This window comes from Komagataeibacter nataicola (assembly GCF_003207795.1).
Classification (GTDB): Bacteria; Pseudomonadota; Alphaproteobacteria; order Acetobacterales; family Acetobacteraceae; genus Komagataeibacter; species Komagataeibacter nataicola.
The window spans coordinates 19,692-35,094 of the sequence record NZ_NIRT01000005.1 but is presented as its reverse complement, the minus strand read 5'-3'; the positions used below and the strand labels follow the sequence as shown (position 1 = coordinate 35,094).

15 protein-coding genes are annotated in these 15,403 nt (G+C 63.6%); 5 read left to right on the top strand and 10 right to left on the bottom strand.

Annotation, left to right across the window (positions count from 1 at the left end):
* Positions 1–60 precede the first annotated feature (60 nt).
* From xylB to CDI09_RS04175, 4 genes are all read right to left on the bottom strand, one after another.
* Positions 61–1,530: a xylulokinase gene (gene xylB / locus CDI09_RS04190; protein WP_078526965.1), complete on the bottom strand. Its 1,470-nt coding sequence runs from the start codon at positions 1,528–1,530 to the stop codon at positions 61–63.
* Positions 1,531–1,840: 310 nt separating this feature from the next.
* Positions 1,841–2,983, bottom strand: coding sequence for an acetoin dehydrogenase dihydrolipoyllysine-residue acetyltransferase subunit (locus tag CDI09_RS04185; RefSeq protein WP_078526964.1), 1,143 nt, complete (start codon positions 2,981–2,983; stop codon positions 1,841–1,843).
* A 1-nt stretch (position 2,984) separates the two neighbouring features.
* On the bottom strand, positions 2,985–4,013 hold the full coding sequence (locus CDI09_RS04180; protein ID WP_078526963.1) for an alpha-ketoacid dehydrogenase subunit beta: 1,029 nt from the start codon (positions 4,011–4,013) through the stop codon (positions 2,985–2,987).
* 30 nt (positions 4,014–4,043) lie between these two features.
* Positions 4,044–5,009 (bottom strand): thiamine pyrophosphate-dependent dehydrogenase E1 component subunit alpha, encoded by a 966-nt coding sequence (locus CDI09_RS04175; protein ID WP_078526962.1) that lies wholly within the window; start codon positions 5,007–5,009, stop codon positions 4,044–4,046.
* 214 nt (positions 5,010–5,223) lie between these two features.
* Here CDI09_RS04175 and CDI09_RS04170 point away from each other — a divergent pair, with 214 nt between their 5' ends.
* Positions 5,224–6,183: a helix-turn-helix domain-containing protein gene (locus tag CDI09_RS04170; RefSeq protein ID WP_078526961.1), complete on the top strand. Its 960-nt coding sequence runs from the start codon at positions 5,224–5,226 to the stop codon at positions 6,181–6,183.
* A gap of 101 nt (positions 6,184–6,284) precedes the next feature.
* On the opposite strand, the gene msrQ is transcribed toward CDI09_RS04170, so the two are convergent.
* The 6 genes from msrQ to exbB all read right to left on the bottom strand — a co-directional run bounded on the left by msrQ (position 6,285) and on the right by exbB (position 10,431).
* On the bottom strand, positions 6,285–6,917 hold the full coding sequence (gene msrQ, locus CDI09_RS04165; RefSeq protein WP_078526960.1) for a protein-methionine-sulfoxide reductase heme-binding subunit MsrQ: 633 nt from the start codon (positions 6,915–6,917) through the stop codon (positions 6,285–6,287).
* 2 nt (positions 6,918–6,919) lie between these two features.
* On the bottom strand, positions 6,920–7,864 hold the full coding sequence (msrP, locus tag CDI09_RS04160; RefSeq protein ID WP_078526959.1) for a protein-methionine-sulfoxide reductase catalytic subunit MsrP: 945 nt from the start codon (positions 7,862–7,864) through the stop codon (positions 6,920–6,922).
* A 110-nt stretch (positions 7,865–7,974) separates the two neighbouring features.
* Positions 7,975–8,097 carry a hypothetical protein gene (locus CDI09_RS18770; protein ID WP_257788367.1) on the bottom strand — a complete coding sequence of 41 codons (123 nt, stop codon included), beginning with the start codon at positions 8,095–8,097 and terminating at the stop codon, positions 7,975–7,977.
* Between the two features lie 293 nt (positions 8,098–8,390).
* On the bottom strand, positions 8,391–9,239 hold the full coding sequence (locus CDI09_RS04150) for an energy transducer TonB (protein WP_078526958.1): 849 nt from the start codon (positions 9,237–9,239) through the stop codon (positions 8,391–8,393).
* Positions 9,239–9,673, bottom strand: a complete 435-nt coding sequence (gene exbD, locus CDI09_RS04145; RefSeq protein WP_078528118.1) for a TonB system transport protein ExbD — start codon at positions 9,671–9,673, stop codon at positions 9,239–9,241. Before exbD ends, CDI09_RS04150 begins: the two co-directional genes overlap by 1 nt.
* Before the next feature lie 17 nt (positions 9,674–9,690).
* Positions 9,691–10,431 carry a tonB-system energizer ExbB gene (exbB, locus tag CDI09_RS04140; protein WP_078526956.1) on the bottom strand — a complete coding sequence of 247 codons (741 nt, stop codon included), beginning with the start codon at positions 10,429–10,431 and terminating at the stop codon, positions 9,691–9,693.
* A 472-nt stretch (positions 10,432–10,903) separates the two neighbouring features.
* On the opposite strand from exbB, the gene CDI09_RS04135 reads away from it, so the two are divergent.
* The 4 genes from CDI09_RS04135 (at position 10,904) to CDI09_RS04120 (ending at position 15,344) form a co-directional block, all read left to right on the top strand.
* Positions 10,904–13,207, top strand: a complete 2,304-nt coding sequence (locus tag CDI09_RS04135) for a TonB-dependent receptor (RefSeq protein WP_078526954.1) — start codon at positions 10,904–10,906, stop codon at positions 13,205–13,207.
* A gap of 61 nt (positions 13,208–13,268) precedes the next feature.
* Positions 13,269–13,961: a tetratricopeptide repeat protein gene (locus CDI09_RS04130; protein WP_078526952.1), complete on the top strand. Its 693-nt coding sequence runs from the start codon at positions 13,269–13,271 to the stop codon at positions 13,959–13,961.
* 152 nt (positions 13,962–14,113) lie between these two features.
* Positions 14,114–14,629 (top strand): hypothetical protein, encoded by a 516-nt coding sequence (locus tag CDI09_RS04125; protein ID WP_078526951.1) that lies wholly within the window; start codon positions 14,114–14,116, stop codon positions 14,627–14,629.
* Positions 14,630–14,660: 31 nt separating this feature from the next.
* Positions 14,661–15,344 (top strand): Fe2+-dependent dioxygenase, encoded by a 684-nt coding sequence (locus CDI09_RS04120; RefSeq protein WP_078526949.1) that lies wholly within the window; start codon positions 14,661–14,663, stop codon positions 15,342–15,344.
* The last annotated feature ends 59 nt before the right edge of the window (positions 15,345–15,403 follow it).

The window sequence follows — 15,403 nt, the reverse complement described above, 5'->3', positions numbered from 1 at the left end:
GTAACATGATCGCCATACGCCCATAACCGTATTTTTCCACACCCTGGCCCATCAGCGCCTTCAGGCCGGGAGGGTCGCCATCGCCCCGCGCAGGGCGGGATAGAGCGCGCGGTAGCGGGCCAGTGGTGCTGCGTAGGCTGCGGCCAGACCCGCATCGGGCACAAGCGTCTCCTCACGCTGTTGCGGCAGGCACACTGCCCCCACCGCCTCCTCCGTTACAGCAATTCGTGCAAGTCGCGCCGCGCCAAAGGCCCCGCCCTGCGCTCCATGCGCCAGGCGGTGCAGCGCAAGACCCGTGACATTGGCGATAATCGAGACCCACAGGCGGCTGTGCGAGCCACCGCCGATCACGTCCGCGCCATTCAGGACAGACCCGGCATCGGCCAGCGCATCGACCACATCACGAAACGAGAAGGCAACGCCTTCAAGCACGGCCTGCGTCATGTCCGCCCGCGTGGTGCTATCTGACAGCCCGGCAAAGCCTCCACGGATCTGCCCGTCATTATGGGGCGTGCGCTCGCCCGACAGATAGGGCAGGAACATGACGGGCGAAGGCCGCGTAATTTCGGGCGGCAGTTCGGCCAGCAGGGCGTTTTCCGTCATGCCCGTGATGCGCGCCCACCACGCCAGGGATGACGCGGCCGAGAGTGTCACCCCCATCTGGTGCCACGTATCGGGTACGGCATGGCAGAAGGCATGGATGCCCCCTTGTGGATGCGGGCGAAAACGGTCAGTCGTGACCCAAAGCACGCCCGATGTGCCCAGCGACAGGAAGGATGACCCCGCCTGCACCGCCCCCAGCCCCACGGCACCGGCGGCATTGTCACCCGCGCCGCCTGCCAGCACGGGGCGGCCCTTCATGCCCCACCGGCGGGCCAGATCGGCATGGAGCAGACCCGCCCGCGCCGTGCCCTCAACCACTGCGGGCATGGCATCCCGCCCCAGGCCGGTAGCCGCCAGCGCCGCATCCGACCAGCAGCGCCCGCCTACATCGAGCCAGAGCGAACCGGCGGCATCCGACATGTCATCAATCATCTCGCCGGTCATACGGTAGCGTAGCCAGGCCTTGGGCAGCAGCACATGCCGGGTGGCGGCAAACACCTCCGGCTCGTGTTCCGCCACCCAGATCAGCTTGGGCGCGGTAAAGCCGGGCATGGCGATATTGCCGCATACCTGCCGGCTGTCGGGAAAGCGACGCTCGAATTCAGCGCATTGCGCAACACTGCGCAGGTCATTCCACAAAATGCACGGCCGCAGCACGCCTCCATCGGCGTCAAGCAGCACCGCGCCATGCTGCTGGCCCGACAGGCCAATGCCTACAACCTGCGCCATCTCGCGCGGCCTTGCCGCCACCAGCGCATCCATGGTGAGCAGCAGCGCCTCCCACCAGTCCTGCGGGGCCTGCTCGCTCCAGCCCGGCTGGGGGGATGTCACGCGCAGGGGGTGGGCGTGACTTGCAACAACCTGCTGCCGGTCATCGACCAGCACGGCCTTGAGGGATGATGTACCCAGATCCAGTCCGACAAACATTATTGTTATTCCCGTGCCGTAACTGGTATTGCAGTCGCGGCATTGCTGTTTTTTGCTTGTTCAGGACTATACTCAAGACATACCAACCGCCTTGTGGCAAGCACCGGATGGACACCTTATGGTGACCGGAACGCGGCAGGACATAAAAAAGAGCGCTACTGGAAATGAAACTGCTGGGACGGATGTTTTACGAAGCCTTTTGAAAAAAGCTTCACCAAAACTTTTTCACAAACACTTCATGGATAAAATAAAAGTTTTCAGGTGCCGCCTTTTTTCCCAAAAGGCGGCGTTCGGGTTGCCGATACAGGCTTTACGCGGTCGCCACCTCATGCCTGATGAAGGCTTCCACAACTTCATTGACGGCAGGCGCACTTTCAAGCTGCGGCATGTGCCCGATGGCGGGCAGGATGTGGCGGGTTACGGTGCCCGGCAGGCCCTCAGCCTGCGCTACCGGCAGGATTTCATCCGCCTGCCCCCATATCAGGGTCACGGGCATGTCGGCTTCCGCGAGCACGGGGCGCAGGTCATCGCCCTGCTTTCCATCCGGGAAACACGCCTGGGCCACCTTGCGGAGTGCCGCTTCCGCTCCATCAAGCCGCTTGTAGCGCAGCACGTCATCGGCCATGCGCCGCCCGATGAGCGATTTGTCATGCACGAGGTATTTCAGCACGTCCTGCACGCCGCGCACCCGGTCAGCCTCGATAAAGCCGTTGATGAAATCCATGTTGATCTGCGGCCCCAGCCCGGCGGGGGCAATGAGGGTGAGCGACGCCACCCGCGCAGGCTGGGTGCGCGCCAGTGTCAGCGCAATGCCACCGCCGAGCGAATGGCCCATCACATGCACGCGCGCGAGATCAAGATGCGCCAGAAGCTGCGCCGTGACATCGGCAAAGAACGCCAGCGTGCCCGGCCCCACATCCTTTGACGAACCGCCATGCCCCGGCAGGTCGAACGCGATGACGCGCCGCCCGTGCGCCAGGGTGGCGTGATTGAGCATCCAGTTCTTGAGGTCACCGCCAAAACCGTGAATGAGCACAAGCGGCGTGCCGTCGCCCACGCCGCGGTCATGCACGCGCAGGCTGTAATCGCCCACCTGCATCATCACCGGCTCATCGGCGGCCTCCGCCCCTTCAGGCGCATCGGAGGCGGCGGCAAAATCAGCCTGGAAGCGGGTGACGAACGCATCGATATCCGCATCAGACACCGCCGCATCCGCCACGATGCCGATCAGCGCGCCCACGGGCAGCATCTCGCCATTGGCCGCGACATGGCGGCGCAGCAGGCCGGCCACCGGGCTTTCAAAAGTGTTGGTAATCTTGCTGGTCTCGATATCGACAAGTTCCTCGCCGGTCGTGACCTGCGTGCCTGGCTCGACCAGCCAGCCCGCAATCTTGCCCTCCGTCATGGCAAGGCCGAATTTGGGCATGGTGATGGGAGTGATGTCAGGGGTCATGTCACACTTTCTCCGTTACGCGGTGGTTCATGGTGGCGGTGACCGCGGCTTCGATCTTTTCAACGCTGGGCATGTAAAGCGTTTCGAGCACGGTAGCGAAGGGCACCGGCGTGTGCGGGGGCACCACCCGGCGGATGGGCGCGCGCAGGGTATCAAACGCCTCCTCCGCCACCAGGGCCGCGATATCGGTGGCCATGTTGCAGCGCGGGCTTGATTCATCAACAATAACCAGCCTGCCGGTGTCGGCCACGCATTCCAGTATGGTTTCGCCATCCAGCGGCGATGTGGTGCGCGGGTCGATGACCGTGCAGCCTATGCCCTTTTTGGCCAGCCGGTCGGCGGCCTCGTTGGCCATGCCCACCATGCGGCCAAAGGCCACGATGGTCACGTCATCGCCTTCACGCGTCAGGTTGGCCTCGCCAAACGGAATGGCGTAGGGCTCATCGGGCACTTCCTCCTCCACGTCATACATCACCTTGTTTTCAAGGAAGATGACCGGATCATCATCGCGTATGGCCGAAATGAGCAGGCCCTTGGCCTCGTAGGGGGATGACGGAATAACCACCTTCAGCCCCGGAATATGGGTGAACAGCGGATACAGCGCCTGGCTGTGCTGGGCTGCGGCGTTGAAGCCCGCACCATACATGGCCCGGATGACCAGCGGCGTACGCGCCTTGCCACCAAACATGTAGCGGAACTTGGCCGCCTGGTTCATGATCTGGTCAAGGCAGCAGCCCACGAAATCGACAAACATCAGTTCCGCCACCGGGCGCAGGCCGGTTACGGCGGCCCCTGCGGCAGCGCCGATATAGGAGGCCTCGGTAATGGGCGTGTCGAGCACGCGGGTCTCGCCAAACTCCTCGTACAGCCCCTTGGTCACACCCAGCACGCCGCCCCAGGCATCGGCCGTGCCAGCCGAGCCACCACGGCCGCCCGCCACGTCCTCGCCCATCAGGATGACGGTGGGGTCACGGCGCATTTCCTGCCGCAGGGCCTCATTGATCGCCTGCCGGAAGCTTTTCTTGCTCATTGGTTGTCTCCTTTGTGCCGTGGGGCGGGGTCAGTAACGCACATACACATCGGCCAGCAGGTCGGCCGACTGGGGCAGCGGGTCATCCTTGGCCTGCAGCACGGCGGCCTCGATCTCGTCGGTTACGGCGGCATCGACCTCATCAAGCACGCTGTCCTCAAACAGGCCCGCCTGCGTCACGCGCTCACGGAACAGCCTGAGACAGTCATGGTCGCGCCGGGCCTCGGCCACTTCGTTGGGGGCGCGATAAGTCATCGCATCGCCTTCAAAATGGCCATACCAGCGCTGCAGGTGCACATGCAGCATGACCGGCCCCTTGCCCGCGCGCGCATGGGCTATGGCCTCGCCCGCCGCCTCGTGCACGGCAAAGTAATCCGAGCCATCACATTCGATATACGGCATGCCAAAACCCGCCGCCCGCGCCTTCTGGGTGCCGGCACAGGCAAAGGATGCCCCCGTGGCCTCGCCATAGCCGTTGTCTTCCACCACGAACACGGCGGGAAGCTGCCAGACGGAGGCGAGATTGAGGCTCTCGAGCGTGGTGCCTTCATTCGAGGCGCCATCGCCATAGAACGCCACGGCCACGCCCCCGTCACGCAGGGTCTTGTGCGAGAGTGCGGCCCCACAGATCAGTGGCGGGCCGCCGCCAACAATGCCGTTTGCGCCCAGCATGCCGCAGGCCAGGTCGGCAATGTGCATCGAGCCGCCCTTGCCCCGGCACACGCCGGTGCTGCGGCCATAGATCTCGGCCATCATGCCCGCGACTTCCACGCCCTTGGCAATGCAGTGGCCGTGGCCGCGATGGGTGCTGGCAATGGTGTCGTTATCGGTCAGGTTGGCGCACACGCCCACGGCCGAGGCTTCCTCGCCGCAATACAGATGCACGAAGCCGGGTATCTCACCGGTTGCAAATTCGACATGCAGACGCTCTTCAAACATCCGGATGGTGCGCATTGCCCGATAGGAGCGCAGCAGCGTTTCACGCGCTATTTGCATGGGTCTTTTCCCTGTTTCTTCCCTGGTCCCGTCACGCATGCCACGCGGCACGCAACCGGGCTGTGGGCAGCACACACGCAAGCCCTGCGTGGGTGCAAGCATACGGCCCCAATGCTTCACGCCCATGTGACGGCGGTGGTACGAAGTGTCGCGAAACCGCGCCACGTGGCCGCGTGTTTAGCCGCCACCCCTCCCAACCTTGCAAAGACACAGCATGCCGCACGGTTCCGGTTTTCCGCCTGCCTTCCCTGCCCGGCCTGCCCCCTCCGTGATCGAGACGGGGCTTGAAGCCTCATGGCGGCGCTGCCGGCATGACTACGCGCTCGACCCCAGCACGCCTGCGCTGCCCGATGTGCTGTCAGGCACGGAACTGCGCCATGCCTGCCAGCACGCGGGCCGCATGCTGTATTTTGCCGGACCGGAAATGACGCGCCTGCACCATGCGCTTGAACCTGTGGGCTACACCGCCCTGCTGGCCGATACCGCAGGCGTGGTGCTGGCGCATAATGTGGCGGGCGCGTTGCAGCGTGGCTGCCGCCGGTGGAACCTGTGGCCCGGCGCCGTGTGGCACGAGCGCCATGCGGGCACCAACGGCATTGGCACCTGCCTTGCCGAGCAGCGCAGCATCAGCGTGCATCGCAATGAACACTGGCGCAGCTTCCTGCACGGGCTGACCGGCATTGCAACGCCGGTCTATGATGCAACGGGGCGCATGGCGGGCGCGCTCAATGCCAGTTCCTACCGCCCCTCGCCCGATGGCAGCCTTGGCGCGCTCATCGCCTCAAGCCTCCTGCAGGCCGCGCGCCAGATCGAGCAGGCTTTTTTCATGGATCTGTATCGTGGCCATACCATCATGCTGCTGGGCCCGGCGCAGGGGGCATCGGCTTCCGTGCCCATGATGGCGCTCAACCGCGAGCGCCATGTGGTGGGTGCCACCCATGCCGCGCGCGCGCAGATGGGCCTGCCGCCTGCATGCGACGTAAGCCTGTGCCTGATGGAGGAGACCGCCCCCCGCTCCCCGCTGCGTGAGGCCCAGGCCATGGCCATCCGCACCGCGCTGGCCAGCGCGGGCGGCAAGGTGGCGGTGGCGGCAAGGATGCTGGGCATCAGCCGCTCGACCCTGCACCGCAAGCTGCGGGCCCTGGATGGCGCTCAGGCGGCCATGCGGCCCTGACCGGCCTTCAGCCTGCGTGCTCGCACGCGCTGGACTTGGCGCCGCCCGTGGCCCGCTTTCGCGCAGGGTGTTGCACCGCGCGCCGCATGTTCAGATGGTGGTTATGGCACAGCACGCCTCATGCGGGCACGGGCCAGGAATACAGCCCGCCACAGCACCATGGCCATCAAAGCCGCCGCGTAGCTGACGCTGGTGGCGTTATAGGTCTTGAACGCCAGCAGGAAATGCACAGCCACCAGCACGGCCACACCATAGACCAGTTGGTGCAGCCTGCCCCACCGCCGCCCCAGCCTGCGGATGGACCAGTCATTTGATGTGAGGGCAAGGGGCAGCAGCAGCATGAAAGCAGCAAACCCCAGCATGAGGAAGGGCCTGCGCGTGATGTCATGCCACAGCACAGCCAGATTGCCCTGCTGGTCGAGCGCGACATAAACGCTCACATGCATCAGGGCATACCAGAAAGCCAGCAGCCCCAGCACGCGGCGGTAGCGCAGCAGGCTGACGCCACTCACGACCCGCAGCGGCGTGACGAGCAGGGCCGCAAGCAGGAAGCGCACCGCCCACAACCCCAGCCACCGCTCGAACACATTGACCGGGTCCGGCCCCAGCCTGTCCTGCGCGCCATACCAGAAATAGAGGGCCGCCGGCAGCAGCCCCACCGCCATCAGCGCCATTCTCTCGCCGCGCCACGGCAGCAGCGTGCGGGTGCGCCCCGCTCCGGTCAGGCGTGGCATGCTCAGTAAAAACGGCGCAGGTTCATGTTGCCATACAGCCCGGCCACCTGCTCGCCATAGCCATTGAACATGAGGGTTTTCTTACGCCCGCCACCAAAAAAACCACCCGCACCGATCACCCGTTCCGAGGCCTGGCTCCAGCGCGGGTGGTCCACATCGGGGTTGACGTTGGCGAAGAAGCCATACTCGGCGGGGTTCATCTGGTTCCATGTCGTAGGTGGCATCTTTTCCACCAGCCGGATGCGGGTAATGGACTTGATGCCCTTGAAGCCATACTTCCACGGCACGACCAGCCTGACCGGCGCGCCGTTCTGGTTGGGCAGGGTCTCGCCATACAGGCCCACGGCCAGCAGGGTGAGCGGGTGCATGGCTTCATCAAGCCGCAGCCCCTCAACATACGGCCAGGCCAGACTGTCGAGCCCACCCGTCTGGCCCGGCATCTCGGCGGGGCGCACGACCGATTCAAACGCCACGTAGCGCGCGCTGCCCAAAGGCTCGGCCAAAGCGAGCAGGCTGGCCAGCGGAAAACCATCCCACGGGATGACCATCGACCACGCCTCGACACAGCGCATGCGGTAAAGCCGCTCCTCGACAGGCATGGCGGCGATCAGCGCATCAATGTCCCACACGCGCGGGTGAGCCACCAGCCCTTCGACCGACACAGTCCACGGCCGCACATGAAACCGGCCGGAGCGGGTGGAAGGATCGGTCTTGTCCAGCCCGAATTCATAGAAGTTGTTATAGTGAGTTACATCTTGCAGCGGGGTCGGTTTTTCCGGCGCCTGAAAGGGGCCGGGCCGGGTGTGCAGCGCTGCAGCAAAGGCGCGTGGCCCGGACCCCACCGCCATGCCCAGCGTTGCGCCCGCCAGCAGCCTGCGCCGCGACAGCCAGAGGCCGTGCGGCGTAATCTCGCCCGCCAAAGGACGTGGATAGGACCATCGGGCCATGAAGACCTCTCCCCTTGTGCCTGTGCAACACCTCAACGCATCGCACCCTGCGCGGTATCCCGCCCGTGCACAAGGCGGGCCACAAGACATGGCGGGCCTACAGCCTTCAGTCAGTCAGGATCAGGGCGCGGAACGGACTGTGGCGGGTCGCCCGCATGTTTTTCCAGGCAGGACGGACACACGCAGGCCGCCCCGGCCTGCGTGGGCACGGGGTGCACTGCCGGGAGCTTCATGCACCAGCAATCACCGTGCGGATCGCACCCGAACGGTGCCTGACAGATGGCGCAGTAAGCCAGTTTATCCCCCCTTCCCCGCGGCGCGGGTGCTGCATGCCACAAACAGCGCTACTCCTGATGGGAAGGTTCAGTTTCGTGGCCAGAGAGACATAACACAACAGCGCGGCCCGACAATGACGGATGGCGACACCTTCCTCCTCCCACCCTGTCGCAACGGACCGGGCCGGGCGCTGGCGGCAGACATGCGCGGCCTGCCCGGCTTCAATGCGGGCGGGCTGGCCCATCCCTGTCTAGCGCCGTTCCTCATCCAGATGGAATTCCACCGGCACGCTCAGCACGACCGGATCTCCCCTGACCTCGGGCGGGGGAACCGGCAGGGGGTCCGCCCGCCTGAGCAGGGCAAGCGTTTCCTCATCGAGCAGCGCATGGCCTGCGCTATGCCCGATGCGGGCCGAAAGGACATGCCCCTGCCGGTCCATTGCAAAATGCAGCAACGCAACGCCTTCCTGCCGCCCGGCCTGCGCCTGCGCGGGGTAGCGCTTGTAATGTTCCAGCCGTGCGAGCAGTGCTGCCTGCCAGCTGGGCATGGCATGCGTGGCGTGAGCCGGATCACCCTCCGGCATGGGGGCGGCCTGCGTGGCGGCAGGGGGTGCGACAAGGCCTGGCGGTGCCGTTGTTGCCGCGGCAGGGGGCTTGCGGTCAGGTGGCGCGTCCTTGACGGGCGGCAGGGGCCGCTTCTTTTTCGGCGGGGTTTTGCGGTCTTCCTCCCGTGGCACCGCAACGGGCGGGTTGGGCGCGGGCGACGGCGGAGCGGTGATTTCGGGGGGAGGCTGCGGCGTGGGGTCAGGCTGCGAGAGTACCTGCATGGGGCCGGGTGGCGCATCAGTCGGGGGCGCGGGGGTGGCTACCGGTTCGGGTGCCAGATCGATGGCAATGGCTGCGGGCGGGGCTTCCGGCACGGGCATGACCGGCGGCGGCTGGCGCATCACCCACCATGCCGCACCCGCCAGCCCGCCCACAACCACCAGCAATGACGCGCCCCATAGCAGCCCATCGCGCCGGTCAGCACGCCGCAGGCTGGCGGCGTGCCATAGCGTAAAGGAACTGACCGCAGCATGGCGTGAGAAAACGGAGGGCATCAGGGCGCCACGCTCCCCTCAGCCGCATTTTGCAGGTTGACCAGGGCGACCTTCAGATAACCCGCCGTGCGCAGCCGGTCCATCACTCCCATCAGCGTGCCGTAATCTACCGTTTTATCCGCGCGCAGGAAAATACGCTCGTCACGGTTGCCCTGCGTTGCGGTGGCAAGGGCGGCGGGCAGGCTGTCGGCTGTTACGTCATCCTCGCCCAGCGCCAGCCCGTGATCGGCCTTTACGGTGAGAAACACCGGAGCATCGGGGCGGGGCAAGGGCTTTTCAGTGGAAGACGGCAGATCAACGGGCACGTTGACGGTGGTAAGCGGCGCCGTGACCATGAAGATCACGAGCAGCACCAGCATTACGTCAATAAAAGGCGTGACATTGATTTCATGCGCTTCGTTCGCGCTTTCATCACCGTGGCGGATACGATGCATTGCCATCATCCGTACCCCTATTCCGCCGCCGCGCGGGCATCATGCACGGTGTAGCCACCCAGTACCCGCCCGCCCTGCGCCGCGCGCCCCAGATCGCGCGAGACAAGGCGCATGACCAGCGCGGTAAGATCCGCCACCTGCGCCCGGCACCCCGCCGACTGGCGCATGATGTGGTTATAGATCACCACTGCCGGTATGGCGGCCACCAGGCCAAGGGCGGTTGCCAGCAGGGCCTCGGCAATGCCGGGGGCCACCACGGCAAGGCTCGTGGCCCTGCTGGCCGCAATGCCGGTAAACGCGGTCATGATGCCCCATACCGTGCCAAACAGCCCGATAAAGGGGGCCGTGGCGCCAATGGTGGCCAACAGGCCGGTGCCGCGCATGAACCGCCGCCCTTCGGCGGCCTCCAGCCGTTCAAGATGCAGCACGGTGCGTTCTTTCACCCCTTCCGCATCCCCCGCGATATCGTGCGAATGATCGCGCTCGGACAGCACGGCCATGAGCAGGGTGCGGGCAATGCGGCATACGGGCGCGCCATCGGCGGCCTCCATCACCGATGTACATGCCTCCAGCGTGGCGGCGGCACCGTGCAACTGCCTGCGGGCCAGCAGAAGTTCGATGGTTTTGGCAATCAGGATGGTCCATGTCACGAGACTGCACGCCACCAGTACGAGCATGACACCGCGCACCACGGGACCCGCATTCACGAACATCTCCCACGCGGAGAATGACATGGGCGAAGAAAGGACTGGTGGCATGAATGAATCCTGGATTTTTACTCTGTGAATACAATAACGGCATGTGCTTTTGCTGTTCAGGCGTCATGATCATTCCCGACACGACAGCATGCGGCACCTGTGCCCGCATGGGCATGCCGCACCAGCAGATGGCAAATTTCAACGATTTATGCAAGTGATAATCACTATCAAAATGGTGTAACAGAGGCCCGTCCTCCGTCCCGCCGCAGCTACGCTCGCCACACCCCATTGATAAGACTGGTCGCTTTGCGCTGCACACTGCCTGAGCAGCCATATGATTACATATTATTTCATGTTTTTTCATATTTATTCTTGAGAATCACATGTTGCCTCCAAGCAACACCCGGTTTTGTTCTTTGTTATAATAATGATAATCATTTGCGTTATGTGTTGCGAGCGATTATCAACACCCTGTTTCCATCATGATAATCAAACAACGCACCCGCCATCAGGGTGCAGCAGGAGTGGTGAATTGAGCCAGCCAGAACTGTCCCCCACCAGACCACAAGGGCACGGGCTTCGCGTTGCCGTGGCGCTGGGCATGTCGGTCGGCCTTGGCGCGGGCGCGGATGAAGCCCATGCCGAAGCCCCGCCCGAACCAACTGATACCGCCGACAGCACCATCAAACTCTCTGCCGTGCGCGTGGGCGGGCAGGCCCACACGGAAGATGCCGGCATTGAATCGGGCAATACCAATAGCGAGACCCTGCATATCGCCCGCATGCCCGCCAGCGTGCGCGACACGCCGCAGACCATTACCGTCGTGCCGCAGGAGCTGATAAAGCAGCAGCGCGCCTTCACGCTCGACCAGGCGTTAGCCAACGTGCCGGGCATTACCCTTTCCACCGGCGAGGGCGCGGGCGGGCTGAATGGCGACCAGTTCCGCATTCGCGGGCTGCAGGCGCGTCAGGATATCTATACTGACGGCCTGCGTGATTTTGGCACCTATACGCGTGATACATTCAACACCGAGAGTGTCGAGGTCATAAAAGGCCCGTCGGGCGAATATTTCGGCGCGGGCAATGTGGGCGGTGTCATCAACCAGAGCCAGAAGCATGCCCATGCGGGCAACAGCTACAGCTATGACCAGACTTTTGGCAGCGGGCCGCTCTTTCGTGGCGTGGGCGACATCAACTACCAGATCAATGAAGACATGGCCATTCGCATCAATGGCATGTTCAACAAACAGGATGTGGTTGACCGCGACAACGTGACATCAAACCGCTACGGCGCTGCGGTCGATTTTGGCGTGGGCCTGCGCAGCAGAACCTCGTGGCACCTGACATGGCAGTGGCTGAACAGTAACAGCAAGCCCGATTACGGCGTGAGCATGATCAACGTGGGTGGCATCTATCGCCCCATTACCGATTATGGCGTGGCCCGCAACACCAGCTACACCCGCAATTTCGACTTTGACCGCTCCAACATCCATACCCTCACCTCAGCCCTCAAATCAGACATTACGCGCTGGTTCACGCTCACCAATGATACGCGGCTGAGCCTGTACGAGCGTGATTACACCGCCACCACCCCTGCCGCGTGCTCGGGGGCGTGTGCCGCCGCCATCCTCTCGGGTGGCAATTATGCCCTGCCCTATGGCGCGGGTGGTGGTGCGGCCTACCGGCAGCAGGGCTGGGGGGTGCAGAATGTCATCATGGGGCGCGCGCGCTTTGACACCGGCTTTGTCCATCATGACCTCAAGGCGGGGGTGGACATCAATTACGCCAGCGATTCACGATGGCCGGGCAGCTTCACCAACCGCACCAACAACCAGACCATCCGCAACCCGCAATATTCGTATCCGGGCACGTCGCTCAGTTTTCCTTCATCGGGCTACGGCAATGCCAATGCGCGTGACCTCGGGCTGTTCCTGGCCGACCGCATACAGCTGACGAAACAGCTTTCGCTGTTCGGCACGGCGCGGTGGGATTCGTTCAGCAGCACGTATTACAAATCATCAACCGCAAGCCAGGGCCGCGCCGAGCAGAAATCCGACCGCTGGAGCCCCTCGGGCAGCATCATGTATTCGCCGCTCAAGGATACATCGTTCTACTTCACCTTCGCGCGCTCGTACAAGCCTGTGGGCACGGATGTCTCATCACTGGTCACGGTCAAGCCACAGGCGGGCGACGTGGCGCAGAAAGGCGTCAACCTCGCCCCCCAGCGCAGCGACCTGTTCGAGTTTGGCAACAAGTCCGACTTTTTTCACAAGCGGCTGGGCACCACGGTCGCGTTCTTCCAGATCAGCGAGAACAATTCGCGCTATTATGACGTGAATGGCGATATGGAAACCGGCTTTGCCGATTCCGGCAGTGGCCGCCGCATCCGCGGCGTGGAACTGAGCGCCAATGGCAAGATCACGCGCGACTGGCAGGTCTTCGCCTCCTATTCCTACATGGACGGGCGCGTGACCCACAGCAACACCGGCGATAACGGCAAGACCGCGCCGCAGGTGCCGCACAACAACATGTCGGTCTGGAGTTCGTATGACCTCTCGCGCCTGCTGCTGCGCCCGCAGTGGGGTGACCTCAAGATTGGCGGTGGCGCACAGTATTCATCGGGCTATTGGGCTGGACCGGACACGACCAATACCGCACGCATGCCCTATACCTTCAACCTCAACGGCATGGTTTCGTGGGATTACAGGCACTACCATGTCTCGTTTAACGCCAACAACATCACCAACCGGCTCAACTACGCCTCCTCGTTCTCCGGTTCGCGGGCGGTGCCTTCTCCGGGTCGTTACTTCCTTGGCAGCATTGGCGTATCATTTTGATACTTCTGTATTCCAGAATGGATGACATACACTGCTCCGAACAAGAGAATACCGTGCTGAAATGAATGAATGCGGACAGGGCACTCCCAACAGCAGCCCCCTCTCCACACCCCGGCCAGGTGTGGTGGAGACGCAGTTGATGCTGGGGCAGATCCATCTTGATCAGGGCCATATGGATGAAGCCTTCCTCATGTTCGAGGCAGCCGCGCGCAGTGGCGACCCGCGTGCGGTGAACATGCTCGGCCGCGCCCATGAGCGCGGCTGGGGCACCGCGCGTAACCCGGCCACCGCCGCGCTGTACTACACCCACGCGGCGGATGACGGGTATGGCTGGGCGCTGTTCAACCTTGCTGACCTGTATCTGGCAGGCCAGGGCGTGCCGGCCGATCCTTACCGTGCCCATGTGCTGTATGTCGCCGCCGCCCGGGCGGGGGTGGCCAAGGCCCTGAACATGCTGGGCGTCATGGCGGAACAGCGCATGGTGCCGGCTGCCAGGCCTGCCAGTGCGCCCGTGTTCTTTCATGCAGCCGCCACGGGAGGCGACTGCTGGGGCTGCGTCAATCTTGCACGCCTGCATCTGGCAGCAAACCAGACGGCGCAGGCCATCCCCTGGCTGCGCAAGGCGCTGGATCACGGCTTTGGGGATGTCTTTGCGGCCATAGCCTCTCTTCTGGCCACACGGCCCGATCCCCGGCTGCGCCCTCTGGCGCGTGAGGCCACAAGACGGATGATGCCCCCATGCAACGCCCTTTAGAGAAGACCCGAAACATTTAATTACTTTAAAGAAATAAAAGATCCGGAGCATACCCTTTTTTGAAAAACTGGCGCTCCCTGCTCCGGGCCTTAACCCGTAACTGCCAAATATTTTCTCGACCGGCTTTCAGCCATAACAAGATCGCATGACAGATGAAACTGATGATAAAGAAATACGCCACGCCGCTTATTACCGGCCTGTTCCTGGTCTCGGCCATTTCCGGCACGGCCCTGTTCTTTCACTGGATGCCGGGCATGTTCCATTCCATGCATGTCTGGCTGAGCATGGTTCTGCTGCTGCCTTTCGTGCTGCATATGTGGCGCAACTGGTCGCAGTTCATGCTGTATTTCCGCACGCCTTCCATGCTGGTGGCCTGCGGCCTGTCGCTGGTGGCGGCCATTGCCTTCGTAATCACCACCGGGCATGCAGGCGGCAACCCGGCGCGCCAGCTTTTTCCGCTCCTGACACATGCCCCACTCAGCACGCTGGCCCCCGTGCTGCACACGGCGCCTGATGCGCTGGCCGAACGCCTGAGCCATGAGGGCTGCACGGTCCACGCCACCGACGAGACGCTGGAACAGATCGCAACTGATTGCGGCCAGAAATCAAACGACCTCCTGCTGCGCCTCCTGCCCCGTCATGGAGATCATGAGGAGCACAGACATTGAGCGCGATGAGCCAGCCCACCGGGCAGTCCTTATGCTGATCCATATTCCCGGCGTGCTCAGCCGCAATGATGTGGTCCATTGCCGCACGGTGCTGGGCCGCTCGCAATGGGTCGACGGGCGCGTTACGGCGGGCGAGCAGTCAGCCAAGGCCAAGTTCAACCTCCAGATCCCGCATGACAGCACCGAAGGCCGCGACCTGGCCGATCTGGTGCTGCAACGCCTGGGGTGCAACGCCACCTTCAATAGCGCGGCCCTGCCGCTGCGCGTGTTTCCGCCCCTGTTCAACCGGTATGATGCGGGCATGTGCTTTCACACCCATATCGACAACGCCATCCGCCCCCTGCCCGGCACCGGCCACCGGCTGCGCACCGATGTGTCCTCCACGCTGTTCCTGAGCGAGCTTGATGAATATGACGGCGGCGAACTGGTGATACAGGACACCTATGGCACGCAGAAGGTACGCTTCCCCGCCGGCGACATGGTGCTTTACCCCGCCACCAGCCTGCACAGCGTCAGCCCCGTTACGCGCGGGAGCCGCTGGGCGTCGTTTTTCTGGTCACAATCCATGGTGCGCAATGATGTGCAGCGCACCCTGCTCTACCAGTTTGACCAGTCGATCATCGAAACGCGCCGCTCCCTGCCCGACAGCCACCCCGCCGTGCTGGGCCTGACGGCCACCTACCATAACCTGCTGCGCCAGTGGGCCGAACTGTAACTGCCATCCCGCCGGCATACACGGCCAGCATGCCGGTGGGTCCACACGCGATGGACACG

Excerpts from the sequence above, each read along its gene's own strand:
- msrQ (WP_078526960.1), bottom strand. The coding sequence starts at position 6,917 with ATGCCACGCCTGACCGGAGCGGGGCGCACCCGCACGCTGCTGCCGTGG.
- CDI09_RS04125 (WP_078526951.1), top strand. The coding sequence starts at position 14,114 with ATGAAACTGATGATAAAGAAATACGCCACGCCGCTTATTACCGGCCTG.
- CDI09_RS04130 (WP_078526952.1), top strand. The coding sequence starts at position 13,269 with ATGAATGAATGCGGACAGGGCACTCCCAACAGCAGCCCCCTCTCCACA.
- xylB (WP_078526965.1), bottom strand. The coding sequence starts at position 1,530 with ATGTTTGTCGGACTGGATCTGGGTACATCATCCCTCAAGGCCGTGCTG.
- CDI09_RS04150 (WP_078526958.1), bottom strand. The coding sequence starts at position 9,239 with ATGCCCTCCGTTTTCTCACGCCATGCTGCGGTCAGTTCCTTTACGCTA.
- CDI09_RS04175 (WP_078526962.1), bottom strand. The coding sequence starts at position 5,009 with ATGCAAATAGCGCGTGAAACGCTGCTGCGCTCCTATCGGGCAATGCGC.
- exbB (WP_078526956.1), bottom strand. The coding sequence starts at position 10,431 with ATGCCACCAGTCCTTTCTTCGCCCATGTCATTCTCCGCGTGGGAGATG.
- exbD (WP_078528118.1), bottom strand. The coding sequence starts at position 9,673 with ATGCATCGTATCCGCCACGGTGATGAAAGCGCGAACGAAGCGCATGAA.
- CDI09_RS18770 (WP_257788367.1), bottom strand. The coding sequence starts at position 8,097 with ATGAAGCTCCCGGCAGTGCACCCCGTGCCCACGCAGGCCGGGGCGGCC.
- CDI09_RS04170 (WP_078526961.1), top strand. The coding sequence starts at position 5,224 with ATGCCGCACGGTTCCGGTTTTCCGCCTGCCTTCCCTGCCCGGCCTGCC.
- msrP (WP_078526959.1), bottom strand. The coding sequence starts at position 7,864 with ATGGCCCGATGGTCCTATCCACGTCCTTTGGCGGGCGAGATTACGCCG.
- CDI09_RS04120 (WP_078526949.1), top strand. The coding sequence starts at position 14,661 with ATGCTGATCCATATTCCCGGCGTGCTCAGCCGCAATGATGTGGTCCAT.
- CDI09_RS04185 (WP_078526964.1), bottom strand. The coding sequence starts at position 2,983 with ATGACCCCTGACATCACTCCCATCACCATGCCCAAATTCGGCCTTGCC.
- CDI09_RS04180 (WP_078526963.1), bottom strand. The coding sequence starts at position 4,013 with ATGAGCAAGAAAAGCTTCCGGCAGGCGATCAATGAGGCCCTGCGGCAG.